At 63.3% G+C, this 21,519-nt stretch carries 22 protein-coding genes; 7 read left to right on the forward strand and 15 right to left on the reverse strand.

What is annotated here, in order from left to right:
- Positions 1-139: 139 nt before the first annotated feature.
- The 10 genes from FB481_RS22760 to FB481_RS22805 all read right to left on the reverse strand — a co-directional run bounded on the left by FB481_RS22760 (position 140) and on the right by FB481_RS22805 (position 10,099).
- Positions 140-961, reverse strand: coding sequence for an HDOD domain-containing protein (locus tag FB481_RS22760; RefSeq protein WP_147178029.1), 822 nt, complete (start codon positions 959-961; stop codon positions 140-142).
- 118 nt (positions 962-1,079) lie between these two features.
- Positions 1,080-2,114: a GGDEF domain-containing protein gene (locus FB481_RS22765; protein ID WP_147178031.1), complete on the reverse strand. Its 1,035-nt coding sequence runs from the start codon at positions 2,112-2,114 to the stop codon at positions 1,080-1,082.
- Between the two features lie 251 nt (positions 2,115-2,365).
- Positions 2,366-2,713 (reverse strand): cupin domain-containing protein, encoded by a 348-nt coding sequence (locus FB481_RS22770; RefSeq protein ID WP_147178033.1) that lies wholly within the window; start codon positions 2,711-2,713, stop codon positions 2,366-2,368.
- A 94-nt stretch (positions 2,714-2,807) separates the two neighbouring features.
- A complete protein-coding gene (locus FB481_RS22775) occupies positions 2,808-3,665 on the reverse strand; it encodes a DMT family transporter (RefSeq protein WP_147178035.1) in 858 nt (285 codons plus the stop codon).
- 160 nt (positions 3,666-3,825) lie between these two features.
- Positions 3,826-4,605: a 2-oxo-tetronate isomerase gene (gene otnI / locus FB481_RS22780; RefSeq protein ID WP_147178037.1), complete on the reverse strand. Its 780-nt coding sequence runs from the start codon at positions 4,603-4,605 to the stop codon at positions 3,826-3,828.
- A gap of 65 nt (positions 4,606-4,670) precedes the next feature.
- On the reverse strand, positions 4,671-6,128 hold the full coding sequence (locus FB481_RS22785; protein WP_147178039.1) for an SLC13 family permease: 1,458 nt from the start codon (positions 6,126-6,128) through the stop codon (positions 4,671-4,673).
- Between the two features lie 79 nt (positions 6,129-6,207).
- Positions 6,208-6,846, reverse strand: a complete 639-nt coding sequence (locus FB481_RS22790; RefSeq protein ID WP_093503165.1) for an aldolase — start codon at positions 6,844-6,846, stop codon at positions 6,208-6,210.
- Positions 6,846-8,132, reverse strand: a complete 1,287-nt coding sequence (otnK, locus tag FB481_RS22795) for a 3-oxo-tetronate kinase (protein WP_093503167.1) — start codon at positions 8,130-8,132, stop codon at positions 6,846-6,848. Before otnK ends, FB481_RS22790 begins: the two co-directional genes overlap by 1 nt.
- Positions 8,133-8,135: 3 nt before the next feature.
- The gene (gene ltnD, locus FB481_RS22800) at positions 8,136-9,107 is read right to left on the reverse strand and encodes an L-threonate dehydrogenase (RefSeq protein WP_256662794.1); all 972 of its coding nucleotides are present in this window, start codon (positions 9,105-9,107) and stop codon (positions 8,136-8,138) included.
- A 176-nt stretch (positions 9,108-9,283) separates the two neighbouring features.
- Positions 9,284-10,099: a DeoR/GlpR family DNA-binding transcription regulator gene (locus tag FB481_RS22805; RefSeq protein ID WP_167363126.1), complete on the reverse strand. Its 816-nt coding sequence runs from the start codon at positions 10,097-10,099 to the stop codon at positions 9,284-9,286.
- Between the two features lie 261 nt (positions 10,100-10,360).
- Here FB481_RS22805 and FB481_RS22810 point away from each other — a divergent pair, with 261 nt between their 5' ends.
- A complete protein-coding gene (locus FB481_RS22810) occupies positions 10,361-11,047 on the forward strand; it encodes a DUF2076 domain-containing protein (RefSeq protein WP_147178043.1) in 687 nt (228 codons plus the stop codon).
- 30 nt (positions 11,048-11,077) lie between these two features.
- Here the strand turns inward: FB481_RS22810 and FB481_RS22815 are convergent, their stop codons facing one another.
- Together FB481_RS22815 and FB481_RS22820 are read right to left on the reverse strand one after the other, a co-directional pair.
- Entirely contained in the window at positions 11,078-12,250 is a 1,173-nt protein-coding gene (locus FB481_RS22815) for a diguanylate cyclase (RefSeq protein ID WP_147178045.1), read from the reverse strand.
- A gap of 109 nt (positions 12,251-12,359) precedes the next feature.
- Positions 12,360-13,022, reverse strand: coding sequence for an ion channel (locus FB481_RS22820; RefSeq protein ID WP_147178047.1), 663 nt, complete (start codon positions 13,020-13,022; stop codon positions 12,360-12,362).
- A gap of 238 nt (positions 13,023-13,260) precedes the next feature.
- Here FB481_RS22820 and FB481_RS22825 point away from each other — a divergent pair, with 238 nt between their 5' ends.
- The gene (locus FB481_RS22825) at positions 13,261-14,004 is read left to right on the forward strand and encodes a class I SAM-dependent methyltransferase (protein ID WP_147178049.1); all 744 of its coding nucleotides are present in this window, start codon (positions 13,261-13,263) and stop codon (positions 14,002-14,004) included.
- 275 nt (positions 14,005-14,279) lie between these two features.
- Positions 14,280-16,376, forward strand: a complete 2,097-nt coding sequence (locus FB481_RS22830) for a TonB-dependent siderophore receptor (protein ID WP_147178051.1) — start codon at positions 14,280-14,282, stop codon at positions 16,374-16,376.
- Positions 16,377-16,402: 26 nt separating this feature from the next.
- Here the strand turns inward: FB481_RS22830 and FB481_RS22835 are convergent, their stop codons facing one another.
- Together FB481_RS22835 and FB481_RS22840 are read right to left on the reverse strand one after the other, a co-directional pair.
- Positions 16,403-16,921: a hypothetical protein gene (locus FB481_RS22835; RefSeq protein ID WP_147178053.1), complete on the reverse strand. Its 519-nt coding sequence runs from the start codon at positions 16,919-16,921 to the stop codon at positions 16,403-16,405.
- 162 nt (positions 16,922-17,083) lie between these two features.
- A complete protein-coding gene (locus FB481_RS22840; protein WP_147178055.1) occupies positions 17,084-17,776 on the reverse strand; it encodes a GNAT family N-acetyltransferase in 693 nt (230 codons plus the stop codon).
- A gap of 133 nt (positions 17,777-17,909) precedes the next feature.
- Between FB481_RS22840 and FB481_RS22845 the strand changes: the two genes are divergently transcribed.
- Positions 17,910-18,245, forward strand: coding sequence for a hypothetical protein (locus FB481_RS22845; RefSeq protein ID WP_147178057.1), 336 nt, complete (start codon positions 17,910-17,912; stop codon positions 18,243-18,245).
- Positions 18,229-18,429: a DUF1289 domain-containing protein gene (locus tag FB481_RS22850; protein ID WP_013790881.1), complete on the forward strand. Its 201-nt coding sequence runs from the start codon at positions 18,229-18,231 to the stop codon at positions 18,427-18,429. Before FB481_RS22845 ends, FB481_RS22850 begins: the two co-directional genes overlap by 17 nt.
- Before the next feature lie 146 nt (positions 18,430-18,575).
- Here FB481_RS22850 and FB481_RS22855 read toward each other — a convergent pair whose 3' ends face one another.
- The gene (locus FB481_RS22855) at positions 18,576-19,274 is read right to left on the reverse strand and encodes a YafY family protein (protein WP_218571916.1); all 699 of its coding nucleotides are present in this window, start codon (positions 19,272-19,274) and stop codon (positions 18,576-18,578) included.
- Positions 19,275-19,344: 70 nt separating this feature from the next.
- On the opposite strand from FB481_RS22855, the gene FB481_RS22860 reads away from it, so the two are divergent.
- Together FB481_RS22860 and FB481_RS22865 are read left to right on the forward strand one after the other, a co-directional pair.
- Entirely contained in the window at positions 19,345-19,710 is a 366-nt protein-coding gene (locus FB481_RS22860) for a VOC family protein (protein WP_093503189.1), read from the forward strand.
- A 150-nt stretch (positions 19,711-19,860) separates the two neighbouring features.
- The gene (locus tag FB481_RS22865) at positions 19,861-20,826 is read left to right on the forward strand and encodes a lipopolysaccharide assembly protein LapB (protein ID WP_147178059.1); all 966 of its coding nucleotides are present in this window, start codon (positions 19,861-19,863) and stop codon (positions 20,824-20,826) included.
- Positions 20,827-21,519 lie beyond the last annotated feature (693 nt).

Below are 21,519 nucleotides of genomic sequence, written 5' to 3' on the forward strand. Positions count from 1 at the left end.
CCGGCCCATCTTCTGTTCCGGGGAAACGAGATCCTTGATCAACTCCCAGGCTGCATCGGGGAGTTCGTAGCGCTTTGCCATGCGGGCCTCCAGCCGATCATGGCGGCAATTCTACCCGCACCGACTTTTCGTACAGAACCTAGTTCAGCAGGTCGCCAAACGCCTTGTCCGCCTCCAGCACGGCGGGCAGGGCGTCGAACAGTTTGGCCAGGTCCACGCCCTCGAATAGTGGTCCTTCCAGATCCTGTTTGGCTGCATCGCTCAGACCGTGGGCCTCAAGGCTTTCTTCGACATGGATAGACTGCGCTACCAGGCGCGCATACTGGCCGTCGCCCGGCGTCTGGGTCGGTTTGTTCTGGTAGGCAATTGCGTTCTGGATCAGCGCCGGCAATTGCCAGCGGCGTGCCAGCTCGGCACCAACCTCTGGGTAGCCGAAGCCCAGCTGCAGCGTTTCCTCGGCGGCCAGGGCCGCAGCTTCACGCTGTGGGTGGCGGTTGAGGCGGCGGGCAAAATCCGGGGCGCCGGTCTGGATCAGCAGTTCGCCGATGTTATGCATCATTCCACAGGTAAAGGCGGCGTCCGCGTCTAGCTTCGACTGTTTGGCCAGGGCGCGGGCGATGCTCGCCACACGAAAGCTGCGCAGCCAGAATTTTTTCAGGTTGAAGCCGGTATCGACCTTGAAGGCGCCGGTCATGGCCGAAGCCAGTACCAGGGTACGCAGGGTGTTGAAGCCCAAGCGCATGGCGGCATCTTCCACGCTGCTGGCATCACGCGAGCCGCGAAAGCGTGCCGAGTTGGCCAGGCGCAGCACCTTGGCGGCGATCACCGGGTCACGCTCGATATTGCGCGCCACGCTTTCCAGGCTGGTGGTGGGGTTGTCGAATTGCTGGATCAGGTCCTGGGCGACTTTCGGAACAGTGGGCAGGGTGTGTAGCTCGGCAAACAGGCTGGCTATATCCATATGAAGCTCCTGGGTGAATCCGGGGACTATATGGAGTTTCAGCATAGTCGCGCTGACCACGCTTGCCAGGCCCTGCGCCGGCTTTTTCGCTGGATCGGACGGCGTCCTGCAGGCACGGTCAGCCGAGAGCTGGCCTCTCGGCGCTCACCACTTGGTTGCGGCCGGCGCGTTTGGCGGCATAGGTGCGTTTGTCCGCTGCGCTCATCAACTGGTCCAGACGTTCGCCGTCCTGGCCGAGGCTGGCCACGCCGGCGCTGAGGGTCATCTGCAGGGGCGCGTCCTCCACCATCATCGGCGTGCTGGCCAGTTGCTCACGCAGCGTTTCGGCAATCGTGGCCGCCTGGGTGGCGCTGGTGTCGGGCAGCAGGGCGGCGAACTCTTCACCGCCAAGCCGGCATAGCAGGTCTGTGCTGCGCAGGCGCTGCGACAGCACGCTGGCGAAATGGCGCAGCGCCTGGTCGCCGGTTTCATGGCCGAAGCGGTCGTTGATCTGCTTGAAATGATCGATATCCAGATAAACCAGAGCCAGCGGCGACTGGTTGCGCAGCGCGTGGGCACGTTCGCGGTAAAAGATTTCGGTCAGCTTGGAGCGGTTCGCCAGGCCCGTGAGGTAGTCGGTGCTGATCAGCTCGATCAGGCGTTTTTCGGTCTGGGCACGAGTGTGTTCATAGGTATGTGAGAAGACGGTGATGGCCAGGGTTGCCATGCCGATGTCGAGCAGAAAACCGATGCTGTCGCTGGGGTTCTTCTCGGTGTAATGCTGGGTGTAAATGTACAGGCCCAGGCTGACGAAGATCAGCGAGCCGATCAGCCCCAGACGCAGGCCAAGCAGCAGGTAGAGGATGATCGGGATGGTCTGGATCCAGGCGAATATGCCGACCGAGGTGTCTGGATTGGCCAGGGTGGCCATCATGACACCTAGGAAAGGGATCAGATAGACGATGGTCAGGGTCTTGAGGTGCCGTGTGCGCTCCACGACCACCAGCATGTAGAGCGCCAGTGCCGTGTAGACCACCTCGATGCCCACCAGCAGCCACAGCCCGCGGGTCGCATTGAAGATCGAGAACAGTACCCCGAAACACATGGTCACCCACAGCAGGGTCTTGAACATCCTGCGTCGGGATTGATCGGTGTGATCGACTGGGACCAGCATCGAAACGTCCTTCGGGCCGCCTTGGCACACGTGTATCACCGGCGCGTCCTGGCGATTGCGCCGTCTGGTTGAGAGGTAGATTGGTGGATAATTTTGCCTGAAGGTGGCCACCTGCTACTAGGGTTATTTCGCTGTAAACGCGGCGCTTGGCCTTGGCAGACAGCGCACATTAGCGGCCTTGCGCCGCTGCTGCGCCGCCTAGCGCACCATCGATGGTGGCTAGGCGTCCAGCTTGGGAATTCGCCGGGGGTTCAGGCGAACACGAAGTATTTGCGTACTGTCTCGACCACTTCCCAGGTGCCTTTCATGCCTGGCTCGACGACGAAGATGTCGCCGGCCTTGAGATGGATTGGCGCCATGCCGTCCGGGGTGATGATGCAATAGCCTTCCTGGAAGTGGCAGTACTCCCACTTCACGTATTCGACTCGCCATTTACCGGGCGTGCAGATCCAGGTGCCCATGATCTTACTGCCGTCGTCGCTGGTGTAGGCGTTGAGATTCACGGTATGCGGGTCGCCCCCGATGCGCTCCCATTTGCAGGCATCGACCACGGGCATGGGCTGGGTGTCACGCAGAACGGTAATAGGTTTGTTGGCCATGAGCGGCTCCTGGTGTTGGACAAAGGTGGTTCACCTTAGGGGGCGAGTGGGTCAGCCGATTGTCTGGGGTCGACATGGGCGTGTGTATTCACGCTCAGGCCGGCAACGCGGGGCGGGCACGCAGGGTTAAACCGGCATGTGCCATCAATGTGACGATCACCAGCATGCCGCCATACAGCGTGGCCTGGGCCGGCACCTCGTTCAGGAAGTACCAGACCCATAGGGTGCCCAGCACGCTTTCAAGCAGATAGAAGAGCGCCACCTCGGCGGACGGTAGATAGCGCGTCGCGCTGTTGATCAGCAGGGTGGCCAGCGGCATCTGCAGCAGGCCCATGATGCCCAGCGCCAGGTAGCTCGTTTGATTCAGGCCGAAGGGCTGAGCCTTGGGTAGGGCGATCAACGCAGCGACCAGCCCGCCCAGTGCGATCAGCGGCATCCGGGCGAGGCTGGAGTGGCGGCGCAGCAGCGTCAGGTTGGCGCCCAGCGCGGCCGAGGACAGCAGCGCATAGCCATTGCCCAACAGGTCGCTGGTGGTGAAGGAACCGGCGAATACCAGCATGATGCCCAGGGTCGCCACCCCAATAGCCAGCCAGATGCGCAGCGCCACCGCCTCATGCAGGAAAAAGCGCGTGAACAGCGCAGCGAACAACGGAGCCGTGGCAAGGATGACCACCACGTTGGCCACTGTTGTGTGGATGATCGCCAGCACGAAGAACAGCGAGATAAGCGCCATCAGCACCGCCGACATGGCACTGGGCAGCGGCTTGGCCCGCAGGCTTGCGCGGCTGCCGGCTGACAGCGAAAAGGCGCCCAGGGCGATGAACATCAGCAGACCACGCCAGAACACGATGCTCCAGCCATCGGCCTGTACCAAGCGCACCAGCAGCCCATCGAAACTAAGCAGCATGATGCCGCTGGTAACCATCAGCAGGCCGCGCGCTGAATCTTTCATCCCGGCTTTCCTTGTCGTTATTTAACCGCTGCCTGGATGATCGCCCCACGTTGGTGCGTTGGCCTGCCCAGATACGCCGCCCGCTAAGGCGTTTGCGACCTGGTATTGGATCGCGACGCTAGCCTGGCAGCGACCTCATGGCGCCGCCAAGTCAAGTGGCTCAGGTATTGAGCTGGCGCAGCCACTGCAGGCCTTCGCTGGTATCGCCCTTAGGGCGGTACTCGCAGCCGACCCAGCCGGTGTAGCCCAGCGAGTCGATCACCTCGAACAGGTGGGCGTAGTTCAGCTCGCCCAGGTCTGGTTCGTGGCGATCCGGCACGCCGGCAATCTGGATGTGGCCGATACCGGCGAAATCACGACGCAGCTTCGCGGTCAGGTCGCCTTCAACGATCTGGCAGTGGTAGCAGTCGAACTGCACCTTGAGGTTGTCGGCACCCACCTGGCGGACGATGGCCTGGGCCTGGTCCTGGCGGTTGAGGAAGAAGCCCGGCATGTCACGGGTGTTGATCGGCTCGATCAGCACTGTCACGCCCGCTCCGCGCGCCTGTTCGGCGGCGTAGGCGAGGTTTTCCAGGTACACCGCCTGGTGCTTGTCGCGCAGCGCTTCATCGGGCAGCAGGCCGGCCATCACGTGGATGCGGTCGTTGCCCAGCGCCTGGGCGTATTCCAGTGCCTTGGCCATGCCAGCACGGAACTCCGCCTCACGACCCGGCAGGCTGGCGATGCCACGCTCGCCGGCCGCCCAGTCCCCTGGCGGGGCATTGAACAGCGCCTGCACCAGACCGTTGTCGCTCAGGCGCTGTTTCAGCGTCTGGGCGCTGTAGTCGTAGGGGAACAGGTACTCCACCGCCGCGAAGCCATCGGCGGCGGCCGCGGCGAAGCGGTCCAGAAAGTCATGCTGCGGGTACAGCATGCTGAGGTTGGCGGCGAAACGAGGCATGGGGCTCTCTCTTGCAGATGGACAGAAGGTGGAGCAGGGCGAGCGCCTGGGCGCTCACCGGTGTCTCAGACGAATGGCCACAGGATCAGGGTCATCACGAAGCCCAGGTTGCCCAGGATGGTGACCAGCACGGTCCAGGTACGCAGGCCGTCGGCGACGTTCAGGCCGGCCAGCTTGGTGAACATCCAGTAGCCGGCGTCGTTGATATGCGACATCGCCAGGCCGCCACCGCCCATGGCCAGGCACAGCAGCGCGAGCTGGTTGGCCGACAGGTCGAGGGTGGCGATCAGCGGGCTGAGGATACCGGCGGTGGTTACCAGCGCCACGGTGGTCGAGCCCTGCACCGCACGCAGCAGCATGGTCAGGATGAAGCCCAGAGCCAGCACCGGCAGGCCGGTGTGACGCAGCGCCTCGGAGACCACCGCGCCGATGCCGGTATCGACCAGCACTTTGCCGAACACGCCACCGGCACCGGCGATGAGGATCACCATGGCCACGCCTGGCAGTGCCGAGCCCAGCACATCCGAGACCTGCGAACGGCTCCAGCCACGGCGCGAACCGAGCAGCCAGGCGCACAGCAGGGTGTCGATCAGCAGCGCCACCAGCGGCGCGCCCAGCACAGTCAGCACGTCACGCAGCATGGAGCCGGCCGGCAGCATGGTGGTGGCCAGGGTGCCGAGCAGAATCAGCACGATCGGCAGCAGGATCAGGGTGATGATCAGCCCGAAACCGGGCGCAGGGGCTGGAGGCAGACTCTTGGCCAAGCTGCCGGCGTTGGCCTCGGCGCCGAACTCCTTGCTCTCGACCACTTCGCGCACGGTGGAGTAGTCGTTGCGTGCCCAGGCTTCCAGGTCGGCGTTGGTGACATTGGGGCCATAGACCTCGGCACGGATGTCGTCGGTCATCGGGTAGGTCTTGCGGGTCATGCGCCCGGCAATGAAGTAACCGACCATGCACACCACGGCGACCAGCGGAATGCCCAGCAGCAGCACGCGACCCAGGTCGGCGCCCAACTGGCTGGCAGCCGCCACGGCACCCGGGTGCGGCGGCAGGAAGGCATGCACCGCCAGCAGCGCGGCGCACATCGGCAGGGCGAAGATCAGCAGCGGCTTGCGTGCGGCGCGCGCCACGCCGTAGGCCAGCGGCATGAGGATGATCACGCCCACTTCGAAGAACACCGGGATCCCGACCATGAAGCCCGCCACGGTCAGCGCCAGTGGTGTGCGGCGGTTGCCGAAGCGCTCGATGAGTGTCTTGGCCAGCGCCTCGGCGCCGCCGGACAGCTCGATGATGCGCCCGATCATCGCGCCCAGGGCGATGATGATCGCGATGTGGCCGAGGGTCTTGCCCATACCACCTTCGATGGTTGCCACCAGGTCGGCGGGTTTCACGCCAGCCACCAGTGCGACGATGATGCTCACCAGCATCAGCGCCACGAAGGGCTGGAATTTGTACTTGAGGACCAGAAACAGCAGCAGTGCAATACCGGCACCGGCGATCAGCATCAACATGAGTGGCGTCATTTCAATTCTCGTTTTTTATTGTTGTCCGGAATTTCTGGGGCTGTCCGGGCACGACAGGGCGGCGCCCGGCCATGGGGCGTTACCAGTTCGCGCCGAAGACCTGGTTGAGTTCTTGCAGCGCCTGTTCAGGCAGCGGAGCGGGTTTGGGATCGCTCATCAGCCACAGTCGGGCGGTTTCCTCGAGTTCTTCGAGGGCATAGCAGGCCTTGGCCACCGAGCTTTCCCAGATCACCGGGCCCAGGCGTTCGAGCATCACGCCACGCACGCTGTTGGCCAGCTGCGCCACGCGCTCGGCGACGATGGGCGAACCGGGGCGCTGGTAGCCGATCAGCGGGATGTGGCCGACCTTCATGACCTGGTAGGGGGTCAGCGGTGGCAGGATGTCGTCTTCGCGCCACACGCCGGCCAGGGTCAGCGCCACCAGGTGGGTGGAGTGGGTGTGCACCACGCCACCGACTTCGGGGTTGCGGTCGTAGACCTGGCGGTGCAGGGCCAGGGTCTTGGACGGCTTGTTGCCCGACACCCATTCGCCGGCCAGGTTGACCTTGGCGATGTCGTCCGGGTGCAGGCGGCCCAGGCAGGCGTCGGTAGGAGTGATCAGCCAGCCGTCGTCCAGGCGTGCGCTGATGTTGCCAGCGCTGCCCACGGTGTAGCCGCGCCCATAGAGCAGCCGGCCGACGTCGCAGATTTCCTCGCGCAGGGCTTTTTCATTGCTCATCAGGCTTCTCCTGCCAGGTGTTTGAGGGCCTTGGTGAAGAAGTCACGAGCACCGAAGTTGCCGGACTTCAACGCCAGGGCCAGCGGTTGTTCACCGTCGCTGACCGTGGCCGGTACGCCCGGGTCGATCTGCGCGCCGATCTTCAGCAGTTGCACGCCCAAGGCCTGGACCACGGCGCCGGAAGTTTCTCCACCAGCGACCACGAAGCGGCGCACGCCAGCGTCCAACAGGCCCTTGGCGATCTGCCCCAGGGCGTCTTCGACCATGGCGCCGGCACGCTCGGCGCCGAGCTTGTGTTGCACAGCCTTGACTTCGTCCGGGGTGCTGGTGGCGTAGATCAGTACCGTCTGGCCAGCGTCGCGGGCGAAGGCGATGGCCTGCTCGACCACCGGCTGGCCGGCCGCCAGGGCCAGCGGGTCGATGCGCAGCGCCGGGCGACCGGCCTCCAGCCAGGCGATGACCTGGCCGTTGGTGGCCACCGAGGCACTGCCGGCCAGCACCACTTCACCGCCAGGAATGTCGATGCGCTGGGCGGCGTCGATATCGCGCAGTTTGCCGGCCTTGCGGAAGTTGCCCGGCAGGCCCAGGGCCAGGCCCGAGCCACCGGTAAGCAGCGGCAGGTCGGCGCAGGCTTCGCCCAGGGTGTAGAGGTCGGTGTCCGAGACGGCGTCGGCGATGGCCATGGTCACGCCTTCGGCACGCAGTTCGGCGATGCGCGCCCGCACCGCATCGGCACCCTTGGCCACGCAGTCGTAGCGCAGCAGGCCGACCTTGCCCTGGGTCTGGGCATCGAGCACGCGCAGCAGGTTGGCGTCGCCCATGGGGGTCAGCGGGTGGTTCTGCATGCCCGACTCGTTGAGCAATTGGTCTTGCACGAACAGGTGGCCACGGAAAATGGTGCGGCCATTCTCCGGGAAGGCTGGGCAGGCGATGCTGAAGTCGCCGCCCAGCTTGGCCAGCAGGGCCTCGCTGACCTGGCCGATGTTGCCGGCCGGGGTCGAGTCGAAGGTCGAGCAGTACTTGAAGAAGATCTGCTCGCAGCCGCGCTCGCGCAGCCACTGCATGGCGGCCAGGGATTCCTCGACGGCTTCGGCAGCCGGTGTGGTGCGCGACTTCAGGGCGATGACGATGGCGTCGGCGTCGAGGCCGGCAGCCACTTCGGCGCTGGGAATGCCGATGCTCTGCACGGTACGCATGCCGCCACGTACCAGCATGTTGGCGAGGTCCGTGGCGCCGGTGAAGTCATCGGCGATGCAGCCCAGCAGCGGGCGGGAGGTCACGCTCATGGGTTACTCCTTGGCCTTGGGCAGTTCGATGCCAGGGAAAATCTTGATGACGGCGGAGTCGTCCTCGCGGCCGAAACCGGCGCTGGAGGCCTGCATGAACATCTGGTGGGCGGTGGCCGACAGCGGCAGCGGGAATTTGCTGGTGCGTGCGGTATCCAGCACCAGGCCCAGGTCTTTGACGAAGATGTCCACGGCCGACAGCGGCGTGTAGTCGGCGTTGAGGATGTGCGGCACGCGGTTTTCGAACATCCACGAGTTGCCGGCGCTGTTGGTGATCACTTCGTACAAGGCATCGGCATCCACGCCTTCGCGCAGGCCCAGGGCCATGGCTTCGGCGCTGGCGGCGATGTGCACACCGGCCAGCAGCTGGTTGATGATCTTGACCTTTGAACCCAGGCCATGGACGTCACCGAGGCGGTACACCTTGCCCGCCATGCCGGCCAGCACGGCTTCGGCCTTGGCGTAGGCGTCGGCAGGGCCGGAGGTCATCATGGTCATCTGGCCAGCGGCGGCCTTGGCGGCACCGCCGGAGATCGGTGCGTCGAGGTAGGCCATGCCCTTGTCGGCCAGGCGCTGGCCCAGCTCCACGGCGAAGGTCGGGGCGACGGTGGCGCAGCCGATCACCAAGCTGCCCGGGCGCAGGCCGGCGACGGCACCGTGGTCACCGAACAGCACGGTTTCGGTCTGCTCGGCATTGACGACTACGGTGATGACGATGTCGCAGGCGGCGGCCATCTCGGCTGGCGAGGCACAGGCCACACCACCCTCGGCGGCGAATGCCTGCACCACCTCGTTGCGCACGTCGCAGGCATGCACCTTGAAGCCATTGCGCAGCAGGGAGCGCGCAATGCCCAGACCCATGGCGCCCAGGCCGATCACACCGACATTCGATTGAGTCATTGCAGTCATCCTCGGTCTGTGCCGTCGCGCGTCATGCTGGCTGACGGCTTGATTGTTCTGAAATGTGAGCCGGATAGTGAATCAGTGAGCGGATAATGTGAAGTATTTTTTAAATTTAACAAATATTCACATTGAAGTGATGGTCCTGTGGGAGTGGCTTCAGCCGAGATGGATTATCCCGGCTAAAGCCGCTCCCACAGGGCTGCGGACGGCTTGGAGAGGTACTGGCAGGAGGGGGACGAGCGGGTAGGTCAGGAAACCTGTGGAGTGGCCAGCAGCAGCTCGATGCGCTGGCGGCGGATGGCGTCGGCTGAGGCGGGAGGGAGGGCGTCGTCGCTGATCAGGGTGTCGAACTGTTCCAGCGCCGCGACCTTGTACATGCCGAAGGTGCCGTACTTGGAGCTGGTGGCGATCAGCACGTTGCGCGAGGCCGACTGCATGGCCGCCTGCTTGACCTCGACCTTGAGGCCGGACGGCGTGGTGGTGCCGCGCTGCAGGTCCCAGGAACTGGTGGAGATGAACGCGATGTCGGTGGCCAGCTGGCGCAGCGTCGCTGCCGCCAGGCCGCCAACACTGGAGATGTTGGGGTGGTCGAGCAGCCCGCCGGTATGTATCACATCAACGTGATTGGCTTCGGCAAGGGCCTGGACGATACCGAAGTCGTTGGTCACCACGGTCATGCCGGACAGCGCGACGATGTGCGGCACGATTTCCAGTGTGGTGGTGCCGGCGTCCAGGTACACGGTCATGTCCGGGTGCAGCAGGCCGGCTGCCAGGCGCGCCATGGCCTGCTTGTGGGGCAATTCCACCACGGCCTTGGAATCATGGCTGGGCTCACTGTGCACCTGGCTGGCGATACGCACGCCGCCAGTGACCGAATAGGCGCGGCCCTGTTGCTCCAGCAGCGCAATGTCACGGCGCACGGTCATGTGCGAACACTCGAACATCTCCATCAACTGATGAACACTCAGCACCTGATGCTTGCGCAACTGGCGCAGTATCTGTTCACGGCGCTGTTCGGGAATCATCGGGGTGCTGGGCGTGGCCTGCTTATCGGACGGTGGCATGCGCGCTCCTGCGTAAGGGCACCGTAGAGCAGGTGCGAGGTAATCAGTGGCAGGTTTTTAACACAATCCGCTCATTCAAACCATTTGGCTCCAGTGTGCGATAGCGCTGCTCGGCGGGTCGGCAGCTGCCTTGAAATATCGCTGGCCAGCCCGGAACTTGTAATTTTGCAATCCACTCCAATATCTCGTTTCAGCGGCGTCCGGCGCCGCGCGGCACCTTGAACAGGGATGTGCATTTTCCGTGGCTCAAGCGAGGCAATCATGAATTCCGAAGAGCAAACCCTGATCGATGGCCTGTTCACTCGCCTGCAAGAGGCCGAGCACGAGGGCGGGCTGCGCGATAGCGACGCCGAGGCGCAGATCAAGAGCCACTTGGGCCGACAGCCGGCCGCGCCGTATTACATGGCCCAGGCGCTGCTGATTCAGGAAGCGGCCATCAAGCGTCTGGACCAGCGCGTGCGTGAACTGGAAGCCCAGGCTGCCGACGCCCAGCGCCAGCGTTCCGGCAGTGGTGGTTTCCTTTCCGGTCTGTTCGGCGGTGGTCAGCCAGCCAACGCGCCGCAGGCGAGCCAACGTCCAGCTGGCTGGGGGGAAACGCGCTTTTCCCAGAATACGCCTGCTGCACAAGCCGCACCGGTTGCGCCAGCGGCCATGCCCGGCGCTGCACCAACCGCCCAGGGCGGCGGCTTCATGCGTGGCGCCCTGCAAACCGCAGCGGGCGTGGCTGGTGGGGTGATGGTGGCGGATCTGCTCACCAATATGTTCCACCACAATCAGCCTCAGGAAATCGTCGAGGTAATCCGCGAAGACGCGCCCATGCAGGACAGCTTCGGCAACGGCCTGGACGACCATAACTTCGCCGACACGTCGTATTCCAACAGCAGCGACATCGACACCGATGCCTTCGACAGCTCGGACTTCTTCGACGACGACAGCATGTTCAGCTGAGGCAGGGCTGGCGCCGCTGAACAGGCAACACTAGCCCGCCAGGGGCGCGGCGCTGGCGGTGCGATCCACCAGCCGAATGCTGTCGCGCCCGCCGCGCTTGGACGCGTACAGCGCCACGTCACCTTGTTCGATCAGCGCCGCCAGGCTGGCTGGCGGCTGGTCGAACAGGCTGGCGCCGACGCTCAGGGTGACCGCTTCGGGGGTTGCGAAACCCTCGGCGGCAATTACCCGAAAGCGCTCGCGCAGCGCTTCGCCCAGCTCGACGATCTGCTCGGTTGAAGTGTTTTTGAGCAGGATCACGAACTCGTCACCGCCCAACCGCGCAGCAAGTGCACCTTCGGGCAGCGCCACACGGATCACCTCGCCCAGCGCCACCAACAGGCGGTCGCCGGCCGCGTGGCCGTGCAGGTCATTGACCAGCTTGAAGTTGTCGATATCGATCAGCAGCAACGCACCAGGCCGGGCGGGCGCGGCGGCATTGAGCAGGTGTGGGGCCCGTGCCTCCAGAGCGCGGCGGTTGTACATCGCGGTGAGCGGATCGCGGGCGGCCAGGCGTTCGATGCGTTGCTCGCGGCGGATGCGCACGGTGCCGGTCATCGACAGGGCGATCAGCATCAGCGCCATCACGCCCTCGACCAGAGAAATCTGAATGATCAGGCCGTGAAACGAGGCCAGGTCGATCAGCGTGCCGGGCACCAACACCGGAATGGCCTTGGCGATATAGAACAGCCCATGGCCCAGCAGCACGAAACGCAGCTGCGCGGCGCCGGCGCCGAACGACTTGCCTTTGGGCCGCAGCAGGAAACTGGCCCTGATGGTGATCAGCGCGATCAGCAGCGAATTGACCAGCAGCATGGTCTTCGACCATTGCGGGCCTTCCGGCAACAGCAGCATTGCCAGCCAGATGGCGGCGACCAGCAGCCAGGCACGCGACAGTTTCGTTTCGGTGAAGCGCGCCACACCGGCGTAGAACAGCCCGTGCGAGATGATCAGCAAGCCGTTGGCGAACCAGATGCCGATCACCAGCAGGCCACTGCTGCGCAGCAGCGCCAGGGTCGAGCCAACGCTGATCAAGGCGAAGCCGGCGCTCCACAACAGTAGCGCCGGCTCACGCACGGTGCGCCACTCCACCGCCAGGTACAGCGCTGCTGCCAGCGCCAGGGCAATGGTCATCGTCAACAGCGTCAGGGGATCGAGCGCCACGGGGTATCGGCCTTTCGTTGCAGTGCTGGGTTACGGTCTATCGGCTTGCGGCAGTGATGGGGCATGGCTTCGAGCATAGCCACGCTTTGTGAAAATGCAGCTAATGGCGTCAGCTGCGTTTCGGCCTGACGGTCAGGCTGATCATCCGCGTGACCACCAGGCCGATGTACATCACGCCGGTGAACTGTTCGAGCATCACCAAGGCGCGGGCGAAGGGACGCAGCGGAATGATGTCGCTCAGGCCGACGCCGGACAGGGTGGTGAAGCTCAGAAACAGCAATTCCACCCAGGTGCGCTGCGCCTCGGGATTGATCGCCGCAGTGAAACTGCCGGGGCTGACCAGCTGACACACCGAAAAGGCATGGGCAAAGGCCCAGGCCAGCAGGGTGAAGGTGGCGCCAACCGCGAACAGCTCGTCGGTGCTGGCGCGCTCGTCTTCCATCATGTAGGCGATCAGCCCGCCAGCGGCGTAGAAATAGAAGCTCGATTCCAGGCCCGCCAAGAGGACCGACAGCGCCGTGTTGCTCTCGAACTCCACGGCCACGGTCAGTGCCAGGATGCACGCTGCCTGGGTAAAGGCGATCCACTGAATGGTCGGACTGCTGCGCACCATGCGTAGCGACATCGCCAGCACCACGATGCCGAAGGCGCCGACGATGGCGCGCCCCTCGGAGAGCTGTTCCATGAAGGGGTAGAGCACGATGCCCAGCAACTGCACGAACAGCAGGCTGGCAGACGGGTAGCGGAGCAGGTAGGTGTGAGCCTTGGGCATCGACTGGGACCGAGCGAGGGGAAAGATGCAGCGGGGCGCCATTTTGCCGGGCAGTCTAATGGATCGCCAGCGCGGCGTATGCTGCCGTTCGGCCCAGCATGGCCTTTGGCGTGGGGAGGCCATCACGCTGGTTTATCCGCGCATCGAACCGTCCCTTTGGTCCCGCGAATGACCATGGGGCGGGATTTCGGCTATGATCCGCCACCCTCGAAAACACCCCCGTCATGGTCAGGTCCCGATGCCCGTCAATGCTCTCTACACGGACCTGTCCGATTACTACGATCTGATGTGCGCTGATATCGACTACCGTGCGCAAAGCGATGCCGTCCAGCGCCTGCAGCAACTGTTCGGCAACGGTGGCCTGCGCCATCTGGATCTGGCCTGTGGCACCGGGCCCCATGTGCGGCATTTTCTCGATGCGGGCTTTCAGAGCGGCGGGCTGGACATCAACCAGCCGATGCTCGACAAGGCCGCCATTCGCTGTCCCGAGGCGCACTTCGCCGTACAGGACATGTGCACGTTCAGCAGCGACGAGCCATTCGACCTGATCACCTGCTTTCTCTACTCGCTGCACTACAGCGCCACTCGCGCGCGGCTTGCCGACTGTATCGCCAGCGTACACCGCGCCCTGCAGCCCGGCGGACTGTTCTGCTTCAACGCGGTCGACCGCACGCGCATCGACAACCGCCTGTTCGCCTCGCACACCGTGCAGAGCGATGCCGGGCACTTCACCTTCAGCTCCGGCTGGCACTACAGCGGCGCGGGCGAGCGCCAGGCCCTGCGCCTGCGCATCGAAAAGACCACGGGCGACGAAACCCTGACCTGGCACGACGAACACCCCATGGTTGCAGTGAGCTTCGCCGAGCTTGAGGCGCTGCTCGAACCGTACTTCGAAGTACATGTGCTGGAGCATGACTACCAGCGCATCCTGCCGCTCGGCGATGGGGCGGGGAATGCGCTGTTCGTTTGCGTGAAGCGTTAACGAATAGCTCTGGGGGCCCACTGATGTGGGAGCGGCTTTAGCCGCGATCTTTCACTGGCCTCAAGCCTGATCGAGGTTGAAGCGGATCGCCCGGCCGCTCCCACGCAGTTTTGCATCGAAGAGTTCGCGCTGTTGGGGCGCAAAGTACTGTGTCGCAGGCTCGGCGGCTGAGTGTATCGTTGCATGTAAATATGAATGCGACGCTATTTCGTAAGTAAACGCAAAGCATTACCATTCGCGCGCCAACAATAACTCCTCAATGGATGCGCTCTTTCATGCCTGCCTCTTTGCGTCTCGTCCCCGTTTCGCTTGGCTTTTCCGTTTTACTAATCACCGGTTTCGTTGCAGCTGCCAGCACCGTGCTGCCGGAAACCTCGATCAACGCCGACCGTGATGCCGAAGCCGATAACCCGCGTACCCGGGAAGTCAGCACGGCAACTCGTACCGCCACGCCAGTGCGCTACGTACCCCAGGCCATCGACTCGGTGAAAACCGCCAGTGTGCTCGACTACGGCACCAACGACCTGGCCACGGCGCTGAGCGGCATTCCCAATGTCAGCAGCGCGGCGGATACCCGCTTCGATGGGCTGCGCATCCGCGGTTTCGAGGCCAGCAACGACCTGTACCTCGATGGCGTACGCGACGACAGCCAGTACGTGCGCGACCTGCACAACATCGAGCGCATCGACGTCCTCAAGGGGCCGGCAGCTGTGCTCTACGGGCGCGGTAGCCAGGGTGGGATCGTCAACCGCGTCAGCAAGGTGCCGGAGGCAGGGCGGCGCTCCAGCATCGAGGCCCAGGGCGGCAGCGACGACATGCGCAGCCTGTACGCTGACCTCAGTGCCGATGCGAGCGAGAACATCAGCCTGCGTCTGAACATGGGCAATCAGGATGCCAACAGCTTTCGCGATGGCATCTCCAGCCACCGCCAGTTGTTCGCGCCTGCGATTAGCTGGCAACTGACCCCGCAGCTCAACTGGCTGGTGCAATACGAATACAGCCGCTTCGACCGCACGCCGGATCGTGGCATCCCCGGCCTCAATGGTCGCCCGGCCGACGTGAAGCGCGAGACCACCTACGGCGACGACCGCGACTACATCGACGACAAAGCGCAATCGCTGCGCTCCAAGCTGACCTTCGATCTCAACGACAACTGGCAGCTGCGCCAAACCCTGAGCGTGTTCAAGCTCGATAGCGATTTCGACAACACCTACCTGACCGGGGCCAACGCGGCCACCAACCGCGTGACCCGGCAGCGTTGGCAGCAGGACCTGCAGACCCGCAATGTTTTCAGCAACCTCGAGGCCGAAGGCACCGTCGACACCTTCGGCTTCGAGCACCGACTTTTGACCGGCGTCGAAATGGGCAGCCAGCGGCGCAATCCCAAGCTTTACACCGCAGCCACAACAGGCCCTGGTCGCCAGACGGTGCCAACGCTCGATATCTACAACCCGGATCGCAACCAAAGCCACAACGGCACCATGTCGCTTTCCAGCGACAACCACACTGAAGTCGAAAGCCGCGCAATCTACCTGCAGGATCAGTTGCGCCTGAGCGATCAGTGGCTGCTGCTGGCAGGGCTGCGTTACGACCGTTTCGACGTGGATACCACCAACATGGCAAGCATCAAGGACGGCCGCGACGACAACAGCGTCAGCCCGCGCGTCGGCCTGGTCTGGACGCCGCTGCAGGATCATTCCTTCTACGCTTCGTGGAGCAAGAGCTATTCGCCGGTCGGCGGCGGGCAGATCGGTATCACCCCGAACGCCACCGGCAATACCAATGACCTGGACCCGGAGCTGACCCGGCAAAAAGAAGTTGGGGTGAAAAGCGACTGGCTGGGTGATCGCCTGAGCACCACCTTCGCCGTCTACGAACTGGAACTCTACAACCGCCGTACCAGCGACCCGGACAACCCAGGGCTGTCCATCCTCACTGGCTTGCAACGCTCGCGCGGCATCGAGCTCACCGCCACCGGGCAACTGGCTGGGAACTGGTACCTACGCGGCGGCATCGGCCTGCAGGACGCGACCATCGTCAAGGACAACAACGGCTTTGAAGGCAACCGTGTCAGCAACGTCGCCAAGCGCAACGGCAGCCTGTTCCTGACCTGGAAGCCGGAGCAGGGCTGGTACGCCGAAACCGGCCTGACGCTGGTCGGCAATCGCTTCGCCGACAACCTGAACACCACCGTGCTGCCGGGTTACGGCCGTTGGGATGCGTTGGCCGGTTTCCGTCAGAAGGACTGGGACCTGCGCGCGGCCCTGAACAACCTCACCGACCGCACCTACTACAGTTCGGCGACCAGTGCCGCGCAGATTCGCGTTGGCGAGCCGCGTAACCTCGTGGTCACCGGTACCTACCGCTTCTGAGGCCTGGCCTGCGCCTGCAGCGCTGGCTACCTGGCCAGCACTGCAGAGCTGTCAGCCGCTGCGCTTTTCACCTTGGCCGCCATAACAGCAGCCTGGATCGCCGCCAAGCTTCGCTTGGCCGCCGGCTTTTCGAACACCGCACTTTCGGCCAGGGTGTAAAGGCGCTCGCCGTTGTGCAGGGTAAATTCCACAAAGGCCAGATGCTCGGTCCACGAGCGATAGCGCCGTACCATGAACAGGCTGTGCTTCGAGGCCACCGCGCGCACGCTGCTCAGCGGTATCTGCCGGTGATTGCTTTCGCTGGCAATGATCAGTTCATCGTTGTGAATAGAGGCCGGCCCGGCCTTGCTCAGCCGGTGCCATTCCACGGCGAACCGCCAGCCCATCAGCAATAAACAGCCGCCAACCAGCAACATTTCGGCCAGCTGCATGGCCGATGCCTTGAACAGCACCAGGCCACCAATCGCCACCAGAATCGCCAGGGTGATGGAGCGATAGAAATACACGCTGTGAAAATCGGGGAAGGTCAGAAAGCGGATGTCCATAGCGTCAATCTCGTCCCGAGGTCTGACTAAAGGCGTTGCTGGAGGCGCAGAGTGCTACCTCCATGGCGACTTCCTGCCCGTGAGTGCGCGGCAATCACGGTAGGTTATGGCATCTGCCCGGCATGCTGCGTGATCCGTCACGCAAATCGGCAGGGTGCTTGATCAGTGCAGCGTCGGCGTAAGCCGCTCGGCAACCAGTTGGCGAGCCTGGTGGGCCAGTTGGTCCAGGTGATAGTCGCGCTGTTTCTCGGCCTCGCTCATGGCCTTCTTGCCATGCTGCTTGAGCAGGTAGGCGTGGATTTGCCGCACCTCGGTGGACTGAAACACCGGCGCCAGGTCCTGCACGGCCACCAGGCCATCGGAGCGCTGGTCTCGGGTGTTCATCAGCACCTGCGGCCCTTGGGCGGCGAGCACCTGCAGGCCCATGGCCTCGAAGGTCGGCACCTTGCCGGCGACGCAAGCCAGCTCCAGATGGGGATGCCGCTTGGTGATGCGCTGCAGCATGGCGCGAGCGATGCCACGCCGGCGGTGGCTGGCGGCCACGGCCATGTAGGCGAGGGTGCAGGCTTCGGCATCGTCCTGGCTGGGCAGGTACAGGGCGAAACCCAGCACCACGGCAGGGTCCTGATCGTCCAGGGCCAGCAGCAGGTGCGTCGGGCTATCGGCTTCGCCATTCATGGCCTGCAGGTACAGGTGCACTTCAAAGCCGATCACGTACTGGTACAGCTGAAACAACGGGTTGCTGGGCGTCAGCGGCACCGGGCTGATATCGCTGAAGTAGTCCACCACCATCTGCAGCACCTGGGCTTTGAGGGACTCGGGTGGCGGGGCGTCGAGGTGGGTGAGGGTGAACATCGGACGGGCTCTTGATTGAAACGGCGGGCGACATTGTAACCCGTGGGGGAGGTGGGCGTTGGCGCCGAGGGCCTATGGGGGTGCCGTCTCGGGTAACATGGCGCCGCATCGAGCATTGATTCAGAAGGGCCTTATGGCAGCGTCGAAACGAAAATATGCAGGCATCGAGCGCGAGCTGATTCGCACCCTGACCGAGGCTTGTGAAACGGCAAAGAGCGAAATTGTCGGCTTCCAGTGGCTCACCCATGAGGTGGACTACGAGCGCTTTCCTGAGAGCCTGCTCGTTACCTGGATGTTCGACAGCGAAGCCAGCAAGACGAGGGCCCTGACCAGCGCGGACCGGGCCATGATGCTGGCGCTGACTCAGGCGGCCTTCGAAGCAGTAGGCATCAGCGTGGCCCGCATCAATGAGCACGTGGCGTTTTCGGTCGAGCAGCCGGCAAGGGGCAAACGTGGCCAAGGACATTGAAAACCCCTGCGTGTCGCTGTGTCAGCTCAACAGCGAAATGTGCGTCAGCTGTGGGCGCACGCGGGAGGAAATCCGCAAGTGGCGAGGCATGAAGCGGCCGGAGAAGATGGCCACGGTGCAGAAGGCAGCGGCGCGGATGAAGGCGATTGCCAAGAAGAAGGGCAAGGGGCAGAAGTCCGATTAGCCGTATGGGCGTAGTCACGTAAGGTGGATCAGGGCATGTAGCCGACGCTCCTTTCATCCACCATAGCGATATATCGGCGCAATGGTTTCGTTAATGAGGGACTTGTGGATGACTCGCGGGACGGTATCGCTGCCATGTGCATCGCCTTATGGCTGTACCACCACGCCACGTTTGAGATTGTCTGACCGCCAGCGTGCCAGCAGCCAGCTACCTTGGCCGACGAAGCGCTGCGACGAGAAGCTGAGGCTGCTGATATTGGTCAGGCGAAAATGCCGGTAGTCGCTGCGCAGTTCGCACCAGGCGGCGAGAATCCTGAAGCCGTCGAAATAGCCGAGGGCGACGGGCTGTAAGGTACGTTGAGTCACGGCCCCCTTGCTGTCGGCATAGTCGATCAGCACCTTGCGCTCGTCACGAATCGCCTCGCGCAGCAGCTCTGCGGTGGCACCATCGCTGTCGTCCTGTCCGGGGCCGGCGAATAGCGCCGCCTGTTCCAGCTGCTGCAGCGCCTGTTGACCCAGCACTGTGCGCAACTTGCCTTGTACCCTTTGCGAGGCCTGCGCCAGGGCTGGATCCGTTCTGCGCTGCACCCAGCGCAGGCCCAGTATCAGCGCCTCCAGTTCCACCTGCGTGAACATAAGCGTTGGCAGCATATAGCCGGGCTTGAGCACATAGCCGATGCCAGGCTCGCCCTGGATATCGGCGCCCTGGCGTTGCAGGGTGGCGATATCGCGGTACAGCGTTCGCAGGCTTACCTGCAGCTCATTGGCGAGCACCTGCCCGCTGACCGGCAGGCGTTTACAGCGCAGTAGCTGGAGCAAATGCATCAAGCGTTCGGTACGGTTCATCGGCACCATGCTGACAGGAACTGTCAGTAGCGTCGACTAGGCTGGGCTCTCATTCAACAGGAGCCATGCCATGAGTCATCCCAACTTGCTTATTCTCTATGTCGCCGACCCAGCGGCCAGCAGCACCTTCTATCAAGGCCTGCTGCAGCAGGCGCCCACGGACAGCTTTCCCAACTATGTGGCGTTTGTGCTGACCGACCAGTTGAGCCTCGGGCTCTGGTCCGAGCAGGCTGCCAATTTTCGTTCTGCTGGCAGCGGGCACCGCTTCGAAGTCGGCTATATGGTCGAGACCGAGGCGCAAGTGGAGCAGCTCTATGCTCGCTGGCAGGCGCTTGGCGTCAGTATCGAGCAACCGCTGGCGCGGGCCGTGTTTGGCCTGACTTTCGTCGCGCTCGATCCCGACGGGCATCGGTTGCGGGTCTGCACGCGGGACTAACCGGTAGGGTGGAGCGGGACTCGCGCCAGCGGTTGCTCGCTGCAACCTGGGCCCAGCTGGCACGGCCCAAACTGCCCAGCAGAGCCATTGCCTTGTTCGGCTTCTACACGCGCCTTTAAAATGGCCGGCCCTTGCAAGGCAGGAAACACCATGTGGTTCACGAAGAAAAAGACGCTCAGTGACGAGCAGGCGACGGCGCTCAATGAGCAGGCATGGGCGGCGTTTCGCGAGCAGGACCTGGACACCGCGCTGGAGCATTTCCAGACCCTTGCCAAGGCGTGTCCTGCCGACCCGCGCTGGATGAATGGCGTTGGCGCGGTGAGCCTGGCCCGTGAAGATCGCGCCGGCGCCCGTCGACACTTTCAGATGGCTGCCGAGCACGATTATCCCGGCAGCCACTACAACCTCGGCATCATGGCCTATCAGCAAGATGACCTGGACGCCGCCCGCCGGCACTTCCTGAGGGCTGCCGAGCACGATTATCCGGGCAGCCATTACAACCTTGGCACCATGGCCTTCCAGGAAGGCGATCATGATGCTGCCCGCCATTATTTCCAGCAGGCCACCAAGTACGATTGCCCCCGCAGCCACTTCTACCTTGGCAGCATGGCCTACCAGGACGGCGATCACGATGCCGCCGTCGAGCACCTCGACAACGCCGTGCGCCACGATCATCCGGAAGCGTTGAATCTGCTCGGTGATATTCACCTGCACGCCGAGCGTTACTCGCAGGCCGAGCAGGCCTACCGGCGCGCCACTGAGCTGGGCAATGTCGACGGCTACAACAACCTTGGTCTGTTGTACCTGCAGCTCGAGGATTATCAGCAGGCCAAGCAGGCGCTGTTGCAGGCTCTGCAATCCGACCACGTCTACGCTCAGCACAATCTGGCGGTGGCCTATCACCGCCTGGGCGAGCTGGAGGCGGCCGAGCGTTGGTACCTGATTTCCTTCTCGCAGCACGGCAATCTGCAGTCGCTGGAGAACCTTGGGCATGTGTATGGCGACAGTGGGCGGGAAGTCGAGGGTAAGGCGCTGGTGGCGGCCTCTGACAAGCTCTATGAGGATCAGCCTCTCAACGAGTATGAGCAGGCGTTGATTGATCGTTTGTTGGCTTGAGCTGCGTTCGGGTTACTTGTTTTTTGCGTGAACTCGCGGCTTCCATGTTGTTGCCGATACCGGTTCCGCTCTTACAGCGGCTCACTTTTGGCAGACGCCCCAAAAGTAAGCAAAAAGGCTTGCCCCTGCATACGGCCCGACTTCGTCGGGTTCCCTCGCTCCATCGTCGTTCCAGGGGCACGCCGCGAAGGGCCATCCCTGGCCCATCGCGGCTCTCGCGGCATCCATGCCGCTCAACCCCTTACACAACGATTCCACTCGGCCTCCTGACGGGGCGTTTGGTGTCGCCTGCGAGATCGCTGCTACTGATCGTTCCCACGCTCCGCGTGGGAACGCCTTTGGGGACGCTCCGCGTCCTGCTTTTGGTCGGTGGCAGAGATCAGCTGCAGCGTCGTATCTGGTAGTGGTCGACGCAGAGCGTCTAAGGCTGCATTACCACGCGAAGCGTGGGAGCGATCAAAACGTTCAAACGCCGCGGTCCACGAAACCCGGATGCCGGACGCGCTTTATCTTTGGTTGCTTTCTCTTTTGCGCGAGCAAAGAGAAAGTGACTCGCCGTAAGGGCGAAACCAGTAGAAGAGCGCGATTCAGAAAATAAATCTGAGAATCATCTAGCCGGCCTCCTCACTCCCGAGTAGGCGCAAAATTCAAAGTGCGAACATTGTCTTTTGCTGTGAGGAGGCCGTGATGAAA

The organism is Pseudomonas sp. AG1028 (assembly GCF_007993955.1).
GTDB lineage: Bacteria > Pseudomonadota > Gammaproteobacteria > Pseudomonadales > Pseudomonadaceae > Aquipseudomonas > Aquipseudomonas straminea.